Genomic DNA, 18,297 nt, shown 5'->3' on the forward strand with positions numbered 1-18,297 from the left:
TTTTGGGTAGGTATGATGGAACGGATAGCGCATCGTGCGTAGCATGATCACGCGGCCCTGGTAGGTGCCTGCCTTCTTGCCGGTCGGCACCCGGGCCTGAACCAGGTCACCAGTCTGAAACCCCTTCTGCCTTAGCAGGTAGCCATGGGGATAGCCTCGTCCACATAGACGATATAATCACTGAAACTGGTGCCTCCCCTCTTCACTTCGCCCTCATCCTCCTCCTGCAAATCACCTCGGCCACCCCCTATTTCCTCGGACCATTCCGTGCGCATCAAAAGGTGAGTCATGCCGAGCCGACCTTGCCGATATCAGGCCGGTGATACCAGCACGGTGCGCGGGCGCCGAGACTCATGCCGGATCACCCTGTACCACACCAAAATAGGAGCTGAAGTTTCCGAGTTTTGACATACGGCCAGCCAGATATAAGGATCCATTTGGCGAGGAAGGTCGATATTTTGGCTATAAGGAAAGCGCGTCCGGTGATGTTGGTGAAGTGGACCCCGAGCGGCAGCCCATCCGCGAGGACATGGCTCTCGAAGACCATCAGGAGCCCGCCGATTCTCCATCAACGCACCAAGCATCTCAACCTCCCTGGCGGAGCACAGAAGTCGGCGCCTCCTCTGGCGACCCGTGTCGCGTCAGGTATAGGATCGGGGGCTTCTTGAGCATGACCCAACCCTTTGTTCCAACACCTTCGCTCCACCTGCCCAAAGAGCTTCCTGATGCTTTACTACTTCGACCTGATGGGTGTGGCTGTGTTTGCGGCCAGTGGTGTGCTCGCCGCGCGGGACCGGAATCTGGATATCTTCGGGTTGATCATGGTCGCCACCCTGACGGCCATCGGAGGCGGAACCATCCGCGACCTGCTCCTGGACCGGCATCCGATCTTCTGGGTGGTGGATTCCTGGTATCTGGTGGTCATCATTGCTTCGGCCGTCACCACCATCCTGTACCTGAAGTGGCGCCCCCCACCCGGGACGCTTTTCCTCGTGGCCGACACCCTGGGGTTGGCGTTGTTCGCCCTATCCGGTGCCACGCTGGCCCTGGCCGCCGGACATTCTCCCCTCATCGTCATCATCATGGGGGTGATGACAGGCACCATGGGAGGCATGTTGCGGGACGTCATCACGGCTCGCGTACCTCTGATCCTGCAAAAGGAGATCTATGCCACCGCCGCCCTGTGTGGCGTGGTGGTTTACCTGCTGGCGATGGCCGCTGGCATCAACGACCTCATGGCCTTCGGTGCAGGTTTTGCCACCGTAGTGGCGCTGCGCCTCATTGCCATCCGTTGGGGCATCAACCTGCCGGTCATCCGTGTTTAGAGGAGATGCGTACCTTTTGGCACCGGCCATACGGCCGTCAATCGGATGTGACGATGCAGTTTCTTCCGGCACGCTTTGCGGCATAGAGGCGTGCGTCGGCTCGTGCCAGCAGTGGTTCCAGCAGCGGCTCCATGCCAGGCTCGCCGATGTCCGCAATTCCGGCACTGAAGGTGACCTTCAGGCCCTCGCCAGCCACTTCGAATCCGTCCGCGTTCATCTGCTCCAGAAAACGTTCCAGCATGGATGCTGCCGTGGGCAGATCCACGTCGCTGACGGCGACGATGAATTCCTCACCGCCGTAACGGCCCACGAGGTCATAGGGACGCACGGACGCCTTCAATCGTTGCCCGAACCCGCGCAACACCGTATCACCGCCACCGTGTCCGAGAGTGTCGTTGATCGTCTTGAAGTGGTCCAGATCGATGATTGCCACGCACAACCCCGTATGTTCACGCGCGGCCCTGATCAGCATGTCATTCAGGCAGTTGAAGATGTGGCGACGGTTGAAGATGCCCGTGAGTTGATCGTGGATGGACACCTCGTAAAGCGCTTTCTCCGCATGCTTGCGGTCCGTGATATCGATCACGAGACCCTCGATGATGGGGGTTCCTGAACTGTCCCGACCGATGGGCACCCCCTGGTCGAATACCCAGCGTTCCTTATGATCACGGGTGCGGATCCGGTACTCCACGCTGACCGGCTGCCACGACTCGGTCGCACCGCTCCAGGCCTGCCAGACGACCTCCACGTCCTCAGGATGAATCAGCGACGCATAGCGGATGGCGGATTCACCGGTGAGGTCGGAGGGCTGCCAGCCAGTGAGTGACTTCACGCCCTCTGATACGAACTCCATGGTCCAGTCCCGATCCAGGAGCCCTCGGTAGGCCATCCCCGGCAGGTTGGCCAGCAATACCGATTTACTCCGTTCGCTCTCCGCAAGTGCGGCGTTCAGCCGCCGCAGACGCAGGTTCCAGTAACTGGTCAGCATGAGCAAGATCCCCGCCACCACGACCAATCTCATCAGAACCCCGTAATCGAAGGGCTGGACGACGGTGATGTTCACGTGTCGGTTGACGATTTCCTCGCGTTCACGATGGCTGATCGTGGCGATGGCCCGGTCGAGGATGTCGCGCAGCATGGCGTGCTCTTTCAGCACGCCCATCCGAAGGTGATTCGTATAGTGTTCGGGGGCCTGCCCGGCGATCTTGAGGTTGAACAGGCCCTCCTTGCGAATCGTGTAGGCTGCAACGGTGAGTGGGCGCAGGGCCATGTCGGCAGAACGGTTGGCAACGGCCTGGAAGACATCGTTCTCGCGCTCCACATGCACGATGTGCAGATTGGGAAAATCCCGCTGAACCCGCTCCTCAAGTGAGGTGCCCACCGGGAATGCGATGCTCTCATCGGTAAGGCCGGTGGCGTCGAAGATGAAGGGGTGCTCCTCGCGGGTGATGAACACGCTCGGGTCCACCAGCAGGGGCTCGGTAAAGACCAGCCAGTCTTCCCGGTCCGGAGTCTGGTTGAGGAACGGGAGAATCAGCACATTCCCTGCCCGGGATTCCTCGAGAATCACACCCCAGTCTCCGGGGAAAACATAGGTAAACTCGATCCCGAGCCGCTCCTGCACCAGATCCAGGAGGTCGGCCGCAATGCCGGTAAAGTCACCGTCCTCGTCCACGTATTCGTAGGGAACCCAGTCGGGGTCCGGAGCCACCGTGATCGGTCCGATCGATTGGATGTACGCCTGTTCCTCGGGAGTGAGCGGCACCATTGGCACCGGCGTTAACTGATCATCCTCCACGTGGCCACTCCCATCTCCAGCGGGTGCGACATAGGCGGGAGGCAAGGACGCGGGTGCCCACATCCAGACACCGAGGGCGAGCAACAGCAACAGCGAGACGATGGTCAGCAGGACCGCGAGATCCGGTCGGGGCCAACGGGAACGATGGTGATGAACAGGTCTCGGGATCCGGGTGGGTACTTCAGGCATCGCCTCGCCATCTGGTTAATGACCCGGATGGTCCGTACGCGGCATGTGTCATCTGCTCTTGCCGTCGCACGGACCCATGGGCGCAATCCGCTTACAAACCGTAATGATAGGACGGTGCGGCCACCGCCGTGAACTATGTGCCGATGGGTTTCGGCTCATCTCCTGAGTCTCCAGCGGCGCGCACCAGCAACCATAGAGCGACGGCAAGGCACAAGCTACCCGATGCAGTGATCACCTGTTCCAGCCACTGCATGGCCAGCGTATCCGCCCCGGCCATGGCAATGGGTTGCAACGCGAAGACCACCAACACATTCACCAGCAGAAGGCCGATCACGCCCCATTGCCGGGCCTGCCAACCGCGCCGGATGAGCAGCGCCATCAGGCCCAGATTACCCAAGGTGGTGAGCAGCATGAACGGCAGGAACCACCCTCGGGTGATCTCCAGTCCCCAGGTACGGACGCCGGCCACCATGCAGGCCAGCGCGATCCCCACCAGCCCCCAACCCAGAACCACGTACTTCCCGGGGGCCATGTCCACCCGGCGAAACACGGCCCAGGCGATGGCCGCCAGCAGGATGAAACCCGGCCCGATCAACAGGAACAGGGCGTTGGAGAGCCAGACCACGTCCTGCCCCGTGAGGGTTGCCAGCAGTTTCCAGATGGCCTTGGAGAGACCGCCGGCCACCACCAGGGCGGCCCCAACCATGGCCCATCCCATCAGGTCGGAACGCAGATGACCGAGCAGATACACCAGAAAACCCAATCCCACTGCCGTCAGCAGGACCGGGAGGAAATTGAACAACGCCAGGGGCAAGGTGAACTGATCCATGGCAGGTATTTCGCCATATTATTGGCGGAGCCTCCAGAGTTGTTTTGCCAAAGAGACGCTCCAGGCCCCTCGCCCCTACTCCGAATGCCCCCCTGCCCTGCCGGGGCGAATTGCTGCTCTCCCCTCAAGGGGAGGCCCCCGGTCGAGTGTGCGGGATACATGCCCGCAGGTCGGATGAGTGTCACACGTCCTGCTGATGGTCTTTCCCGGGCAGCGCGCAGAAGCCGTGCTCCTCGGCGCCCAGCGCGGCATTGAACTTCGCGCTCATGTTCTGAAAACCGATCCAGGCGGTCAGCGCCGTGATCTCGTCCTCGCTGAATTCGTTGCGGAGCCGGTCGATGGCGTCGCTTTCGATGTCGGCGCAGGTCAGGGTCACCGCCTCTGCCCAGCCAAGCGCCGCCCGTTCGCGAGCGGAAAACAATTCGCTGTCGCGCCACTGCGCCACGTCCTTCGCCTTCGATTCCTCCCCGCGCGCCTTCAGGAAATTGTGCGCGTTGAGATCCACGCAGAACCGACAGCCGTTGAGCTGGGCGATGCGGATCGAGACCAGGGAACGCAATGCCGTGTCTACCGGATAGGACCGGCGCTGAAACATCGACAACAGCACCAGCATACCGAGAAAGGCGCCAGGCAGACGGCCCCATAGCCAGGACGGGGCCAGCACGGCGCCATAGACCCGCCGCTGACGGCCCAGAAACCAGCGAATGAACCAGGGATAAGCCGAAAGCGGCTTGGGGTCGATACGAGACATGTGGCTCACCGGATGGAGGGCTGAACATCGACATTGTGACCGACCGGGCGGCGGCAGCCTATCCCTGGCGGATCGATACGGGGATGGTGAAGCAAGCCGCAGCACCCTGCAACAGGGGGCTGCGGATTTTGCGGGTGCAGTGCCAGACTTGAACAGAGCCTGCTTGAGGAGTGGTCTTCTTGTTGGGCCAATTGATTCATTTCATATTACTTACAGGGGTTGAAGGCGTATCCTCGCGGGGTTAAGTCACTCACCCAATCGCGAGGTTTCCCGTGACCATCAGTCGCCTGCAGACCAAGACCATGGGCGCCCTGCTTTTGGTCATGCTGATCATGATGCTGGTCATCGGGCTGTCCAGCATGGTGCTGATCCGGGATTTTTCCGTGCGCTCTGCCACCGAGCACACCCGCACGGCGGCGGAGATGATCCGCGTCTCCCTCACCGAAGCCATGATCAATGACACCATTGACCGCCGGGCCTCCATGCTCCGACGGCTTGCGGAGGTGAACAGCCTCAATGAGGTGCGGGTGATCCGCGGCGAACAGGTGATCGAGCAGTATGGCGAGGGCCTGGCGATGGAGACCCCGGCCGATGACATCGACCGCCAGGTACTGGAGACCGGGCAGCCCTATTTCGGGTTGATGGGGGGGGTGCTCGGCGAGGAGTTCCGCGCCACCATTCCCTACATTGCCTCCTCCAACGAAGACATCAACTGCATGGCCTGTCATCAGGCGCCCGAGGGAGCGGCCCTGGGGGCCGTGACCCTCACCGCATCCGTGGATCACATGAAGACTGCCGGCATGGCCACGGCCCTGTTTCTGGTGGCCATCATGGGGCTGTTCGCCATCCTGTCCATCGCCTTTCTGAAGCGCATGCTTCGGCCTTTGGTGGAGACCACCCAGGAGATCCGTCAGGCTGCCAGCCTGGCCAGTAGCGGAGATTTCAGCCAGCGGGTACGCAGTCGCAGTCATGATGAGATCGGGCAGATCGCTGTCCATTTCAATCAGATGGCCGATGCCATCACCCACAAACTCACCGAGATTCGGGACCACGTGGCCCAGTTGGTGAATACCGTGCCAGACCCCAAGGCCAACCTGCTGCAGGAGACCGCGTCCACCGTCTCCGGGCTGGTGAAAGTGGCCCAGTTCAAGCAGGCCATCGAGGAGGATCAGACCACCGAGGAGGTATTCTTCCGCTTGAGCGAGGTTCTGCGCACCGAGTTTGGGCTGGAGCATTTCTCCATCTATCAGGTGAACCAGGACAAGCGTTTGATGGAAACGGTGATCGTGGACGGGGTGCCACATGACGAAATACGTTGGTGCCATCCTGACATTCTGGAGCAGTGCACCACCTGCCGGGCCGTACGCACCGGTCATGCCATCGACGGCCTTGAAAACCCCCGTCTATGCCGTGCGTTCGACCAGGACGCCCTGGCCGATGGACGCAGCTATCTCTGCCTGCCCATCATCCAGTCCGGCGGCGTGGGCAGCGTCGTGCAACTGGTGGTGCCGCCTCAGAACATCCCGGCGCTCACTCGCTCGCGCCCCCTGATAAGCGCCTATCTGCGCGAAGCGGCACCGGTGCTTCAGGCCAAGGGCCTGATGGCCAGCCTGCGCGAGTCCAGCCTCAAGGACGCCATGACCGGCCTGCGCAACCGCCGTTTCCTGGAGGAGTATTCCGACAGCCTGGTGTCCCAATGCAAGCGTCGCAAGATGCCCATGACACTGATGATGCTGGACCTGGACTACTTCAAGACGGTGAACGACACCCACGGACACGATGTGGGCGACCAGATCCTGCGGGAGCTGGCCGGTATCTTCCAGGCTCACCTGCGCGAATCCGACCTGGTCATCCGCTACGGCGGTGAGGAGTTCATGGTCATCCTGCTGGACACCGGCGCCGAAGCGGCCATGGAAGTGGCCAACAAGATTCGCGAGGCGGTGGAGACCCATCCCTTCAAGGTGGCGGGTGGCGACCTCTACAAGACCCTCTCCATCGGCCTGGCCGCCTACCCGGACGATGCCCAGGCCTTCTGGCAGGTGCTCAAATACGCTGACGTGGCCCTATATGCCGCCAAGGATAACGGCCGCAATCAGGTGGTACGTTTCACGCCGGCGCTGTGGCCCCCGGGTGGGGAGTATTGATGAATGCGTACTACATTCATTCGAAATCAACGTCCGGTTTCTCCCTTGACCACCACCTGCGGCTCATCACCATTGTCGTCCTGCAGGGCCTCCGCCCCTGGCTCGTCGTGGCAGTACACATACACCACGCCACTGAGACGCCGGTTGAGTTGCTGAAAGCCATCCAGGACCTCCCAGGCCGCGTACGGCAGTCCCGGCTGATTGCGCTTGGCCTGAATCAGCCAGCGGCTGGTCTCCTGCTTGCGATCCAGGATCTTGCGGCCCAGTTCCGGGCGCTCGCGCATGAGCATGCGGGCCACGGTGTTCATCTGCTGGGTGAAGCGTGAGGCGGCCTCCAGGAGGAGTGGACGAGCGGCCTCCACCGACGCAGTGTCGTGTTCCAGCAGCCGGCGCACCTCATCGTGCATGTCTTCGCCCAGGGTACGCACGATCAGCGGCAGTTCGCGCATGAAATCATCCAGGGTATCCTTCAGGGCCTGATCTTCCGGGCTCAGGGAATCGTCCGGTATGGCGTCAAGGAACTCGGTGAGTTCGCGGCACACCCGCTGCATGTCGCGGGTGCGAACGTCGATGTCCATGCCCACGCCGGGTGGCAGCTCGCCCTGGCGCAGCCCCTGCATGACCGTCTCCCCCATCAGGTGCAGGGCATCGAACACGCGCAGGGTTTCACGCATGGCGGCGTTGATGGCCAGAGTGGGGTTTTGCAGCAACAGCGGATCGAGACGGGTGATGGCCGGCTTTTCCGGACGCTCCGGCTCCTGGATCAGGGCGTTCACCCAGCGCTCAAGTGTGGGGGCCACCAGAATGGCCAGACAGGCCAGCAGGTTGAACAGGGTATGCGCCCAGGCTGCCTGCTGTGGCAATCCACCCACCCAGCCTTCCGGCGGCAGTCCGGGCAGGGTGAGCACCACGGCAGCGAGGGCCATGGCCAGGGGCAGCTTGACCATCAGCACGGCCAGGCCCAGGCGCCGGCCCTGGAAATCGCCCCAACCCGCCATCAACACCGTCAGGCACAGACCGATGTTGGCCCCCAGCACCCACAGCAGCAGCATCTCCAGGCTGATCTGCCCGCCCGACACCAGGGCCAGGGCCACGGCGATGGACGCAGTGGCGCTCTGCACCACAAGGGTGAGCAGCACCGCGCCCAGCATGAACAGCAGCGGTAGTTCCGCCAGGGCTGCGAACAGTGCCTCCACCGCCGGGTCCGAGCCCATGGCGATGGCCGACTCACTCAACAGCCCCATGCCCATGAGCATGAAGCCGAAGGCCAGCAGGGACTGCCCCACCCCTCTTGGCCGACTGGACTCCACAAACAGGAACAGGAACGCGCCCACGGCCAGAAACAGGCCGTTGAAATCCTGCAAGTCGAAGGAGACCAACTGCACCAGCACCGTGGTGCCCAGTTGCGCACCCAGCAGCACCGCCAGCACGTTGCGCCAGGACACACGGCCACGGCGTGTCATCTGCACCGAGAGCATGGCCGTGGCCGTGGACGAGGGCATGACCGCACCACCGGCCACGCCCCCCACGAAGGCCCGGGTGCGGGTGCGGGTGAACCCCTGAAGCCAGTCCAGCAGGTCGCCGCCCATGATCCGCGCGAATCCCTTGCGCAGGAAACGCAGCCCGAAGAGGACCAGCAGGATGCCGGCCACCAGATTGATCAATTCCATCACATCACCTTTTCCTGAATCTGAAGGCACCCGACACGGTGCCCACAAACGCACTCAAGGATCACGACACTTGATGACAAGTGAGTGACGGCGGCAGGAAGGGAGAAGATGAAATGTCCCCCGATGGACCGACGATACCGGGTCGATCAGGGGGCCGGAATGCGTCAGGGATGACGCGTGGCGGGCACGACCTGAGCGACACCGGCGCACGTCAGCCGCCAGCCTTGAGCGGCATTACCGTACATGGATCGACAACAGCTGCTGTCCATGGATGGGCCATGTCCTCCGGTTGAGACGTCGCATTGCATCAGGAATGCTGCGTCGGTTTTGAACATCGGCCACTGGGCAATTCCCGTAGCGAATCACACTGCCCAGCGAATGCCTTGAAGATCTAAACGAGGCTACATGACGAATATGAAAATGCAACACGCCACCCCGCAAGATAGAAGCGAAGAAAGACTACACCTGAAGTGACTCAATGGGAACCCTGCCAGACTCATTGCGTCTGGAGAGGCGCCCAACAAATCAGCACGCTTGAAGTATGAGTCAGGGGTTTATTTGATCTACACCTGCGGTTACACTTCCCCCCGATGTCGCTTATGTCAGCGACGCCGATCATCAGACGAGGCTGAACACCATCGATGGACAGCGATTGTTGTAGAAAAAGGCACACCCAGGGCCCCAGCGGCCTGGTCATGGCATGTGCCCCGCGCCATCGGCGTTCCCCTCTGCGGCCTTCTCACGCCGCCTGATGCCTGGAACCCCGCTGGCGCGGCCTCTTGTGCCATGCCCAGTGGGAATCCGGCTTACCCGCCCCACCCCACCTGCCCCCTGTATCGACCCCGGCCACCCGGGTTGTCGACCGTGCCAGCGCCTGCACACCCTCTCTGTCTCCTCGATCCATCAGCCGATACGTGAGGAGAAAATCCCTTTGTCCGAAGACCCTGGACCTGCCAAACCTCCGTCGTGTCATCGACGCGGGACAACTAGGGACCGGTTCGTTCAACCTATGAGAGCGAGCCCGCTTGTCTTCCATATTTTATTTCATGGAGGGCATGTGCGCTCGTGTTAAAAGTAAAATTGAACGTTCATTCAATGAATAAAAATGAAATCAATTTCGGGCAAATTAAAGCCGAAAAAGGGTTCTTTAAAAAAAACCGGAAACGCTATCATTCAGCCGTCATGAATTGTGATTTCCGGGAGGTGTGGCCTCACCGCTTCCATTCACCAGGACAAGGCCGAGGCGGCCCGCCTGCTGCAACGGACCGACCTGCCCATCCTGCCGGTGCTGGACGAACGCCGTCGCCTGGCCGGCGTGCTGTGCTTCGGCGACGCCATGGACGTGATTGAGTAAGCAATCAATATCATTGGGACTATCGTTATGACTTACCTCAAGAAAAACACCCGCCTCATGGGCCTCTCCATGACGGCCCTGACCCTGGGCCTGGCCGCCCCTCTCACCGCCCAGGCGGAGCTGGAATTCAATATCGGGGTGTTCAGCGACTACATCGATCACGGAGAGAGCCGATCCGACAACAACGCCGTGGTCCAGGGGGGGATGGAATACACCCTGGACACCGGGCTGTTCCTCGGGGTGCAGATGTCCACGCTGGCACCCGGCGATGGCCAAGAGGTCGCACCCTTCATCGGTTATGGCTTCGACTTCGGTGAAACCGCCTTCGAACTCGGCTATGAGTACTTCTATTACTCCGAACTGCCAGGCGAGACATACGAGGGGGAAATCTTTGTCGCCGCCGAACACGGCCCCTTCTACGGGGAGATCACTTACGTAACCCGTGCCCACGACCGGGACGCGGAGGGTGACACGGTCTACCACCTGGGCGCCGGCCATGAGTTCCTCCCTGACACCGCCTTCCACGCGGAGATCGGGTACGACAAACCCAGGAAAGACGACAATGCCACCTTCTGGGCCCTGGGCGTGACCCGCTCCACCCAGATGGGGGATATCTCCCTGACCTATGCCTCGCGCAACGAAAGCGATGCCCAGGATCTATTCGTGGCCGGGTACAGCCTGAGCTTCTGAGGGTCGGGTTCAGGGGCAGCTTGAGACAGGCTGTCTTCCCTGCCAGGCCGGCCATGGAAGGCCATCGCTTGAGATACCAGGCCCCGGATGAGCGGGATCAAATAAAGTTACACCTTGAAACGCCCCACCCGTGTTTGAAGGTCCGCCGCCAGTCGCGCTAACTCGTCACTGGCCGCTGCGATTTGCGTGGAACCATTGGCAGCCTGTTCCACGCCGGTACTGATTCGTGTCAACGAGCGGTGCACATCCTCTGCTACGGCTGACTGCTCCTCTGCGGCACTGGCAATCTGGGTGTTCATGTCGTTAATGGTACCGATACTCTGAGTAATATCCTCCAGAGCTTTGGCGGCGCGTTCGGCCGAAGACACCCCATCGGTGGCCTTGGCATGCCCGGCATCCATGACCTTGACCGCATCATTGGCGGCACCCTGAAGTTTCTCGATGATACTCCGGATCTCCTGGGTGGAACTTTGTGTACGTGTGGCCAGGGTCCGCACCTCGTCGGCCACCACCGCAAACCCGCGACCAGCCTCACCGGCACGCGCAGCCTCGATGGCCGCATTGAGCGCCAGCAGATTGGTTTGCTCGGCAATGCCACGGATGACCTCCAGCACCGTACCAATGCTCTCGGCGTCGCCCTGCAGGCGGTTGATCACTGACACCGCACTCTGCACCTCCTTGGCCAAGTCGCCCACCTCCCGTGAGGTGAGTTGCACCACCTCGGCACCCGAATGGGCCGCGCGGTCCGATGCAGCAGCAGCATCGGCTGCCTGGCTGGCGTTACCGGCCACCTGAGTCACGGTAGCCGCCATCTGGGTCATCGCGGTCGCGACCTGCTCGGTCTCGGACTGTTGCTGTTGAACTTGTTCACTGGCTTCGCGGCTGGACACGGATAATTGTTCAGCCGCCGCCGACAACTGACTGGCTGCTTCCGAAACCTGCCTCACGAGGGTATGAACACCATCCACAAAAGTGTTGAAACTGCGCGCCAGATCTCCGAACTCGTCATGGCGATCCTCATTGAGCCGCTGCGTGAGATCGCCATCCCCGGCAGCAATATCGTCCAGCGCCTGACGCGTTTCACGCACCGGGCGCACGATCATGCTGGCAACCCAAACGATGATCCCGGCCAGTAACAACAGGGTGATGCCGAAAACGACAACCAGCGTTGTTCGCAGCTCGCGCGCAGTTGCCAGCAAATGATCCGTTGGGATGGCTACCGCCAAGGACCAGCCCGGCGTATCAGGTATGGGCTGGTAAGCTACATTGAACGCGCGTCCATCATCATCCACATACGCACCAATACCTTGATCACCCGCCACCATACGCCGGGCAATGGCGGCGTACTCCTGATTGGTCGAATCAAGAGCGTTTTCCGACATGAGTCGCCCGGTATCCGGATGAGCAATGGTCATGCCACCAGAATCCAGCACCCAGGCCATGGCCCCAGGTTGGTCGATGACCTGAGCAACAATGCGGGACAGGGTGTCCAGGGTCACGGTAGCGGCCAGCACGCCGAGCACTTCGCCTCGCGCATTTTCCACGGCATGGGCAAGGACGGTGATGGGATTACCGGTGCTGCGCGAGTAGACCGGATCGGTGATCACGGAGATATCCGTCTGGTCCCGTACAATACGCTGAAAATAGCCCCGATCGGCCAGATTCGAGCGATGTTCATTGTGGTAGTAGGCTTCGCCGGCATCGTCGGCGAAGAACAGCACTTCGTACTCATCGCTCATGCGCTGGCCAAAGTGCTGAAGAACGCCCGAGATGCTCGTGGTATTGCCCGAAGCGAGCACCCGGGTCTGCGCCAGCGTGCGCACCACCCCCATGTGTGATTCCAACCACCAACCCACGTTATCTGAGCCCGCGCTGGCCCGATTCTGAGCGGCGTCGTGCATCAACCCCACCACGCGATGGTTCACCTGAGCAATCACGATAAGCGCCACCACAAGAAGCGCCAGCAACATGGGGATGCCGAGTAGTATCAGTAGCTTGGGCGTCAATCGGAATCGTTGGAAAAACACTGAACCCCTCCCAGGCCATGGCCCCCATCACCGGGGACAACGACGCACATTGCCAAACGGTCTCAACGCGGGTGACCATGACGCCCGTTCGCTTGGCGCTGACGTCCCCAGCCAGCGCGCACGACTGCCGATCGACCACCAAAGCTGCCGTGAAAAGAAGATAGCCGCAAAAGTGCTGATAGAGTGTCGGAATTCTAGACAAGGACGCGATACTACCCCTGAGATACATCAATTTCGACTGGATTACTCGCACGAAAGACGATAAAAAGTCGGTTTGAGGCCCCTCGGACGAGGGCTTTCAGGGGTAGGCAGGGGACGCACCCCATAGGACCGATGGCGGTTGAGCAGCATCACGGCATAGACGATCGGTCCGAAACTGCCCTTGCAGGTGGCCAGGTTGAACTCCCACACGCGGCGAACAGTCCGGCAGGGCAACCGGGGTATGGGGTGTCCCAGGGGCTTCCATGCCCATGGTGTCGTTGAGGTCTAGAGGCGCTCGCACTTGCCGATCAGGCGGCGGCCTGGGATTGGTGACTGTGCTGGGCAATGTTGACCAGATCTTCCAGCGTGAAGTGGCCTTCCTCTTTGGAGGGCAAGGTGGGCCTCCAGTGGGGGGCATGATTCACGAAACTCGCCCGGTCACCTTCCAGAAGACCAATCAGCACCTCAGCCACGATCTGACCGCCCACCTCGCCCAGGTGCTGGCCAGCCTCGCGCACCTCGGCTTCGCGCAGGATGTAGTACCACAAGGGAGCGGGTACCGGCAGGGGTGTCGGCAGGCCGGGTACCTGGCCCCAGAGTTCCTCCTGGTTCAGCACATCGGCCCCCATGCAAGCCGCCACTGACTGACCGGACGGCAGGGAGAAGGCGGCGCCCCGTTTGAGATTACGGGTGGCCAGCGAGCGTGCTTCATCCGGAACGCCCGCGGGTACCACCGAGTCCGGCAGAAACAGCAACGACTCATTGAGCCGGGTGTTGATCAGGCGACTGGGCTGCACACCCTCGCCTTCCCCCAGAAAACCCGACCAATCCACGGTGTGCTCCCTGGCCACGGGCACCCCGCCGCGGAGATCGCTGAGCCCTCCATCCCTGGGTGCATCCGCCTCGGCCGGGAACAGTCGCGCGCCGCCCGCGGTGGCATTGATGCGGTAGCCGGCCCGCACCTGACTGTGTCCGAAACGAAAGGCGGCCACGCTGAACTCCACGGGCATGTAAGGCTCTTCGGCAAACCAGTAGTAGCGTCGTCCGTTATCCAGGATGTCGTCCACCCGCGCCTGACCACAGATACGCGGCAGGTAGTCGTGCAGGACGATCCACTGATAGTGCCACCGCACGAGTCGCTGGGCCTCCTCGAAATCCCGGCCTGCCTCCTCGTCGAACACATGGTTATGGAATCTGGCAAAGGCCAGGTGCAGTTGCGAGACAATCAGATTCTCGTCGTTTCGTGGGTCACCGATGACGGCGGTGCCACGATGATTTCTGAGGAGATCATGATCGCCCTCTGCCGAGGTCAGGAACCGGCCCACGCCATCATAAAGGTAGGGCTGGGCCGCCGGGCCTGCGCCATACAGGGAGTCCAGTTCCAGCATAGGGGTGCGGAAGTTTCGCAATGCCTGGGGATCGTTCTGGGATTCCAGGCTGGAGGTGGGGTCGAAGGTAATGTCGTGGTCGACAAACTGACCGAAAAAAGTGAAACCGGCCGGTATACCGGGATTGTCGCCCTCCTCCCCAAGGTCATCTTTCATGGGGCCATCAGCGGCCCCCAGGGCATGCGGTTGCGCAGGTTGAGGAAGATGCGACTCCTTGAGGGAGCGCAGATGCGGAAACATCCGGCCGAAACGGCCGGCTTGGCCGAATACGCCCTTTTGAGGGCAATGGCCTCTGAGATATTCACCGTGCATGGGGGTACTCCTCATGAGACTGACATGTCGTTTCGATTTGGTTCGATTGACCTCCTTTGTGTGTGGAGAAAGGACAATCCCCACTCCCTTACTTGGTTTATAGCTGTCGTACGCGGAATGTCCAGGGAACCCCTGTGAAAGCGAGAACAAGCCCCCCTGACCGTCGCGGATCACCTTCCCCTCCAACAGAGGTCCGTTGGATTCATGCCCCCCGATGACCATCGCTAGGAGGAGGACGTCGACCGGCCGGCCGGAATGCCTTGCACACCTTGGGGTCGGCTTCCAGATAAGGGCCACCGATCAGATCGATGCAGTAGGGCACGGCAGCAAAAATGCCATGCACGGGCGGTGAGGCATCGGGAAGACCTGCCAGGGTTTCGGCAATGGCCTTGGGCTGCCCCGGGAGATTGATGATCAAGGCGCTGCCCCTGACAACCCCCACCTGGCGCGAGAGAATGGCGGTGGGGACGAAGGTCAGGCTGATCTGGCGCATCTGCTCACCAAAACCCGGCATGACCCGGTCGGCTATCGCCAGAGTGGCCTCCGGCGTGACATCGCGCGGCGCTGGACCGGTGCCTCCGGTGGTCAGCACCAGATGGCACTCGGCCTCGTCGACCAGCTCCATCAGGGTTTCGCTGATGATCTTCTCATCGTCGGGAATCAGACGCGTCTCCCAGATCAAGGGGTTGTGCAATGCACGTCCCAGCCAGTCCTGCAGGGCAGGAATCCCCTTATCCTCGTATACACCGCTGGAGGCCCGGTCGCTGACGGAAACAACGCCGATTCTTACCGTTTCATAGGTTGAACTAGTCACAGGCAATCAACTCTCGCTCACGCAGTAGCGCAATGACAGCATCGGCGGCCTCCTCGGTACTCAGCTCTGCCGCCCGAAGATGCAATTCCGGGCTCTCCGGGACCTCATAGGCAGAGTCGATGCCGGTGAAATTCTTGAGCTCACCGCGACGGGCTTTCTTGTAAAGCCCTTTCGGGTCCCGCTCCTCGGCCACATCCAGCGGCGTATCCACGAAGATCTCGATGAACTCACCCTCCTCCATCAGATCCCGCGCCATCTGGCGCTCACTGCGAAATGGCGAAATGAAGGCCGTCAGCACGATCAGACCGGCATCCGCCATCAGCCTGGCCACTTCCGCCACCCGACGGATGTTCTCCACTCGGTCGGCATCGGTAAAGCCCAGGTCCCGATTCAGCCCATGGCGAACGTTATCGCCATCCAGCAGGTAAGTATGCTGGCCGGCAGCATGCAGCTTCTTCTCAACCAGGTTGGCGATGGTCGACTTGCCCGCGCCTGAAAGGCCGGTAAACCACAACACGGCCGGCTTCTGCCCCTTGGCGATCCCCCGAGCCTGCTTGTCGATATCCACATGCTGCATGTGAATGTTCTGGCTGCGGCGCAGGGCAAAATGCAGCATGCCAGCGCCCACGGTGTTGTTGGTCATCCGGTCGATCAGGATATAGCCACCAGTGTCGGCGTTCTCCTTGTAGGGGTCGAAGGCCACCGGCCTGCTCAGGCTCAGGGTACACACCCCAATACCGTTCAGATCAAGCTGCTTGGCCGCGGTATGCTCCAGCGTGTTGACGTTCACCTGATACTTCACCTGGCTCACCGTCGCCGACACCGTCTGCGTACCCAGCTTCAGCAAATAGGGTCGCCCCGGCAGCAAGGGCTGATCGTGCATCCACACCAGGGTGGTCTCGAATTGATCGGCCGTCTCGGCCGGCGCGTCCACACCGGAGATCACGTCACCGCGGGAGATATCGATCTCGTCCTCCAGCAGCAACGTCACCGACTGCCCGGCAATGGCCTGCTCCAGGTCACCCTCGTAGGTGTAGATCCGCTTGATGCGGCTGGTCTTGCCGGAGGGTTGCACACGGATGGCATCCCCCGGTTTCACGCTGCCGCTGGAAATCATCCCGGTGAACCCCCGAAAATCCAGATTCGGTCGGTTCACCCACTGCACCGGCATGCGCAAGGGGGTGTGCTGCAGGCGTTCCTCGTCCACCTCCACGGTTTCCAGATAGCCCATCAGGGTGGGCCCGTGATACCAGGGCATGTAATGACCATGCTCGATCACGTTATCGCCCTTGAGCGCCGACAGGGGGATGAAGGTCATGTCCTCCAGACCCAGTTGCTTGGCGAAGGCGCGGTATTCGTCCACGATCTCGTCAAAGCGTGCCTTCGAGTAGTCCACCAGGTCCATCTTGTTGATGGCCACCACCAGGTGCCGAATACCAATCAGCGCCATCAGGAAGCTGTGGCGGCGGGTCTGGGTGAGGATGCCATGGCGGGCATCCACCATCAGGATGGCGGCATCGGCAGTGGAAGCCCCGGTCACCATGTTGCGGGTGTACTGCTCATGCCCGGGCGTATCGGCAACGATGAACTTGCGCTTGTCGGTGGAAAAGAAGCGATAGGCCACATCAATGGTGATGCCCTGCTCCCGCTCGGCGGCCAGGCCATCCACCAGCAGGGCAAAGTCCATCTCGTCCCCCTGGGTGCCATACTTCTTCGAGTCCGCCTCGATGGCGGCCAGCTGATCCTCGAACAACAGCTTGGATTCGAACAGCAGTCGCCCGATCAAGGTGCTCTTGCCGTCGTCCACGCTGCCGCAGGTGATGAAGCGCAGCAGCCCCTTGTGCTCGTGGGCCTTCAGATAGCCTTCGATATCGCCGGCGATCATGTCGGATGCATGTGCCATCAGAAGTACCCCTCCTGCTTTTTCTTTTCCATCGAGGCGGCGCTGTCGTGGTCGATGACGCGGCCCTGGCGTTCAGATGTCCTGGTGAGAAGCATTTCCTGGATGATCGCCGGCAGGGTGTCGGCCTCGGATTCAATGGCCCCCGTGAGCGGGTAGCAGCCCAGGGTACGGAACCGCACCTTGCGCATCATCGGCACCTCGCCGGGTTTAAGCGGCATGCGATCATCATCCACCATGATCAGCGCGCCGTCGCGCTCCACCACCGGGCGCTCGGCAGCGTAGTAAAGCGGCACGATGGGAATGTCCTGGAGGTAGATGTACTGCCAGATATCCAGCTCGGTCCAGTTGGAGAGGGGGAACACGCGGATCGACTCCCCCTTGTGCTTGCGGGTGTTGTAAAGCTTCCAGAGCTCCGGGCGCTGGTTCTTCGGGTCCCAGCGGTGCTGGGCGGTCCGGAAGGAGAACACCCGCTCCTTGGCGCGGGATTTTTCCTCATCCCGGCGCGCCCCGCCAAAGGCGGCATCAAAACCGTACTGGTCCAATGCCTGCTTGAGGCCCTCGGTCTTCATCACATCGGTGTGGATGGCCGAGCCATGGGTGAAGGGATTGATGTCCTTCTCCACCCCTTCCGGATTGATGTGCACCAGCAAGTCCATGCCCATCTCCCGGGCCATGTTGTCCCGAAACGTGTACATGGCGCGAAACTTCCAGCGCGTGTCCACGTGCAGCAGCGGAAAGGGGGGCGGTGCCGGGGCAAAGGCCTTGCGTGCCAGGTGCAGCATCACTGCGCTGTCCTTGCCCACCGAGTAGAGCATCACGGGGTTCTCGGTCTCGGCGACCACCTCGCGCATGATATGGATGCTCTCGGCTTCCAGCTTTTGTAGATGGGTGAGTGCTGTCAT

The 18,297-nt window shown here is 61.3% G+C and carries 14 protein-coding genes; 4 read left to right on the plus strand and 10 right to left on the minus strand.

Annotated elements, in window-relative coordinates; genetic code table 11:
• Positions 1-131 precede the first annotated feature (131 nt).
• On the minus strand, positions 132-290 hold the full coding sequence (locus LPW30_RS10755) for a hypothetical protein (protein WP_239680846.1): 159 nt from the start codon (positions 288-290) through the stop codon (positions 132-134).
• A gap of 435 nt (positions 291-725) precedes the next feature.
• Between LPW30_RS10755 and LPW30_RS10760 the strand changes: the two genes are divergently transcribed.
• On the plus strand, positions 726-1,325 hold the full coding sequence (locus LPW30_RS10760; protein ID WP_239680847.1) for a trimeric intracellular cation channel family protein: 600 nt from the start codon (positions 726-728) through the stop codon (positions 1,323-1,325).
• Between the two features lie 37 nt (positions 1,326-1,362).
• On the opposite strand, the gene LPW30_RS10765 is transcribed toward LPW30_RS10760, so the two are convergent.
• The 3 genes from LPW30_RS10765 to LPW30_RS10775 all read right to left on the minus strand — a co-directional run bounded on the left by LPW30_RS10765 (position 1,363) and on the right by LPW30_RS10775 (position 4,892).
• Positions 1,363-3,312 carry a diguanylate cyclase gene (locus LPW30_RS10765; RefSeq protein ID WP_239680848.1) on the minus strand — a complete coding sequence of 650 codons (1,950 nt, stop codon included), beginning with the start codon at positions 3,310-3,312 and terminating at the stop codon, positions 1,363-1,365.
• A gap of 133 nt (positions 3,313-3,445) precedes the next feature.
• A complete protein-coding gene (locus LPW30_RS10770; RefSeq protein ID WP_239680849.1) occupies positions 3,446-4,141 on the minus strand; it encodes a hypothetical protein in 696 nt (231 codons plus the stop codon).
• Positions 4,142-4,322: 181 nt separating this feature from the next.
• Positions 4,323-4,892, minus strand: coding sequence for a carboxymuconolactone decarboxylase family protein (locus tag LPW30_RS10775; RefSeq protein WP_239680850.1), 570 nt, complete (start codon positions 4,890-4,892; stop codon positions 4,323-4,325).
• 272 nt (positions 4,893-5,164) lie between these two features.
• Here LPW30_RS10775 and LPW30_RS10780 point away from each other — a divergent pair, with 272 nt between their 5' ends.
• Positions 5,165-7,036 (plus strand): diguanylate cyclase, encoded by a 1,872-nt coding sequence (locus tag LPW30_RS10780; protein ID WP_239680851.1) that lies wholly within the window; start codon positions 5,165-5,167, stop codon positions 7,034-7,036.
• Positions 7,037-7,062: 26 nt separating this feature from the next.
• Here LPW30_RS10780 and LPW30_RS10785 read toward each other — a convergent pair whose 3' ends face one another.
• The gene (locus LPW30_RS10785) at positions 7,063-8,706 is read right to left on the minus strand and encodes a Na/Pi cotransporter family protein (protein ID WP_239680852.1); all 1,644 of its coding nucleotides are present in this window, start codon (positions 8,704-8,706) and stop codon (positions 7,063-7,065) included.
• 1,189 nt (positions 8,707-9,895) lie between these two features.
• Here LPW30_RS10785 and LPW30_RS10790 point away from each other — a divergent pair.
• Positions 9,896-10,060: a CBS domain-containing protein gene (locus LPW30_RS10790; RefSeq protein WP_156946822.1), complete on the plus strand. Its 165-nt coding sequence runs from the start codon at positions 9,896-9,898 to the stop codon at positions 10,058-10,060.
• Positions 10,061-10,087: 27 nt separating this feature from the next.
• Positions 10,088-10,750 (plus strand): TorF family putative porin, encoded by a 663-nt coding sequence (locus LPW30_RS10795; protein WP_239680853.1) that lies wholly within the window; start codon positions 10,088-10,090, stop codon positions 10,748-10,750.
• 107 nt (positions 10,751-10,857) lie between these two features.
• Here LPW30_RS10795 and LPW30_RS10800 read toward each other — a convergent pair whose 3' ends face one another.
• The 5 genes from LPW30_RS10800 to cysD all read right to left on the minus strand — a co-directional run bounded on the left by LPW30_RS10800 (position 10,858) and on the right by cysD (position 18,297).
• The gene (locus LPW30_RS10800) at positions 10,858-12,777 is read right to left on the minus strand and encodes a methyl-accepting chemotaxis protein (protein WP_238625105.1); all 1,920 of its coding nucleotides are present in this window, start codon (positions 12,775-12,777) and stop codon (positions 10,858-10,860) included.
• Positions 12,778-13,286: 509 nt separating this feature from the next.
• Positions 13,287-14,522: a peroxidase family protein gene (locus LPW30_RS10805; RefSeq protein ID WP_203225268.1), complete on the minus strand. Its 1,236-nt coding sequence runs from the start codon at positions 14,520-14,522 to the stop codon at positions 13,287-13,289.
• A gap of 358 nt (positions 14,523-14,880) precedes the next feature.
• Positions 14,881-15,492, minus strand: coding sequence for a molybdopterin adenylyltransferase (mog, locus tag LPW30_RS10810; RefSeq protein WP_239680854.1), 612 nt, complete (start codon positions 15,490-15,492; stop codon positions 14,881-14,883).
• Positions 15,485-17,395 carry a sulfate adenylyltransferase subunit CysN gene (gene cysN / locus LPW30_RS10815; RefSeq protein WP_239680855.1) on the minus strand — a complete coding sequence of 637 codons (1,911 nt, stop codon included), beginning with the start codon at positions 17,393-17,395 and terminating at the stop codon, positions 15,485-15,487. The genes mog and cysN overlap by 8 nt, the downstream gene beginning before the upstream one ends.
• Positions 17,395-18,297 (minus strand): sulfate adenylyltransferase subunit CysD, encoded by a 903-nt coding sequence (gene cysD, locus LPW30_RS10820; RefSeq protein ID WP_239680856.1) that lies wholly within the window; start codon positions 18,295-18,297, stop codon positions 17,395-17,397. Before cysD ends, cysN begins: the two co-directional genes overlap by 1 nt.

It is taken from the genome of Ectothiorhodospira variabilis, assembly GCF_022227625.1.
Lineage (GTDB): Bacteria > Pseudomonadota > Gammaproteobacteria > Ectothiorhodospirales > Ectothiorhodospiraceae > Ectothiorhodospira > Ectothiorhodospira haloalkaliphila.

What these genes read in the sequence shown, in the direction of transcription:
- LPW30_RS10755 (WP_239680846.1), bottom strand. Translation starts at nt 290, where the DNA reads ATGACTCACCTTTTGATGCGCACGGAATGGTCCGAGGAAATAGGGGGT.
- LPW30_RS10760 (WP_239680847.1), top strand. Translation starts at nt 726, where the DNA reads ATGCTTTACTACTTCGACCTGATGGGTGTGGCTGTGTTTGCGGCCAGT.
- LPW30_RS10765 (WP_239680848.1), bottom strand. Translation starts at nt 3,312, where the DNA reads ATGCCTGAAGTACCCACCCGGATCCCGAGACCTGTTCATCACCATCGT.
- LPW30_RS10770 (WP_239680849.1), bottom strand. Translation starts at nt 4,141, where the DNA reads ATGGATCAGTTCACCTTGCCCCTGGCGTTGTTCAATTTCCTCCCGGTC.
- LPW30_RS10775 (WP_239680850.1), bottom strand. Translation starts at nt 4,892, where the DNA reads ATGTCTCGTATCGACCCCAAGCCGCTTTCGGCTTATCCCTGGTTCATT.
- LPW30_RS10785 (WP_239680852.1), bottom strand. Translation starts at nt 8,706, where the DNA reads ATGGAATTGATCAATCTGGTGGCCGGCATCCTGCTGGTCCTCTTCGGG.
- LPW30_RS10795 (WP_239680853.1), top strand. Translation starts at nt 10,088, where the DNA reads ATGACTTACCTCAAGAAAAACACCCGCCTCATGGGCCTCTCCATGACG.
- LPW30_RS10805 (WP_203225268.1), bottom strand. Translation starts at nt 14,522, where the DNA reads ATGAAAGATGACCTTGGGGAGGAGGGCGACAATCCCGGTATACCGGCC.
- cysN (WP_239680855.1), bottom strand. Translation starts at nt 17,395, where the DNA reads ATGGCACATGCATCCGACATGATCGCCGGCGATATCGAAGGCTATCTG.
- cysD (WP_239680856.1), bottom strand. Translation starts at nt 18,297, where the DNA reads ATGACAGCACTCACCCATCTACAAAAGCTGGAAGCCGAGAGCATCCAT.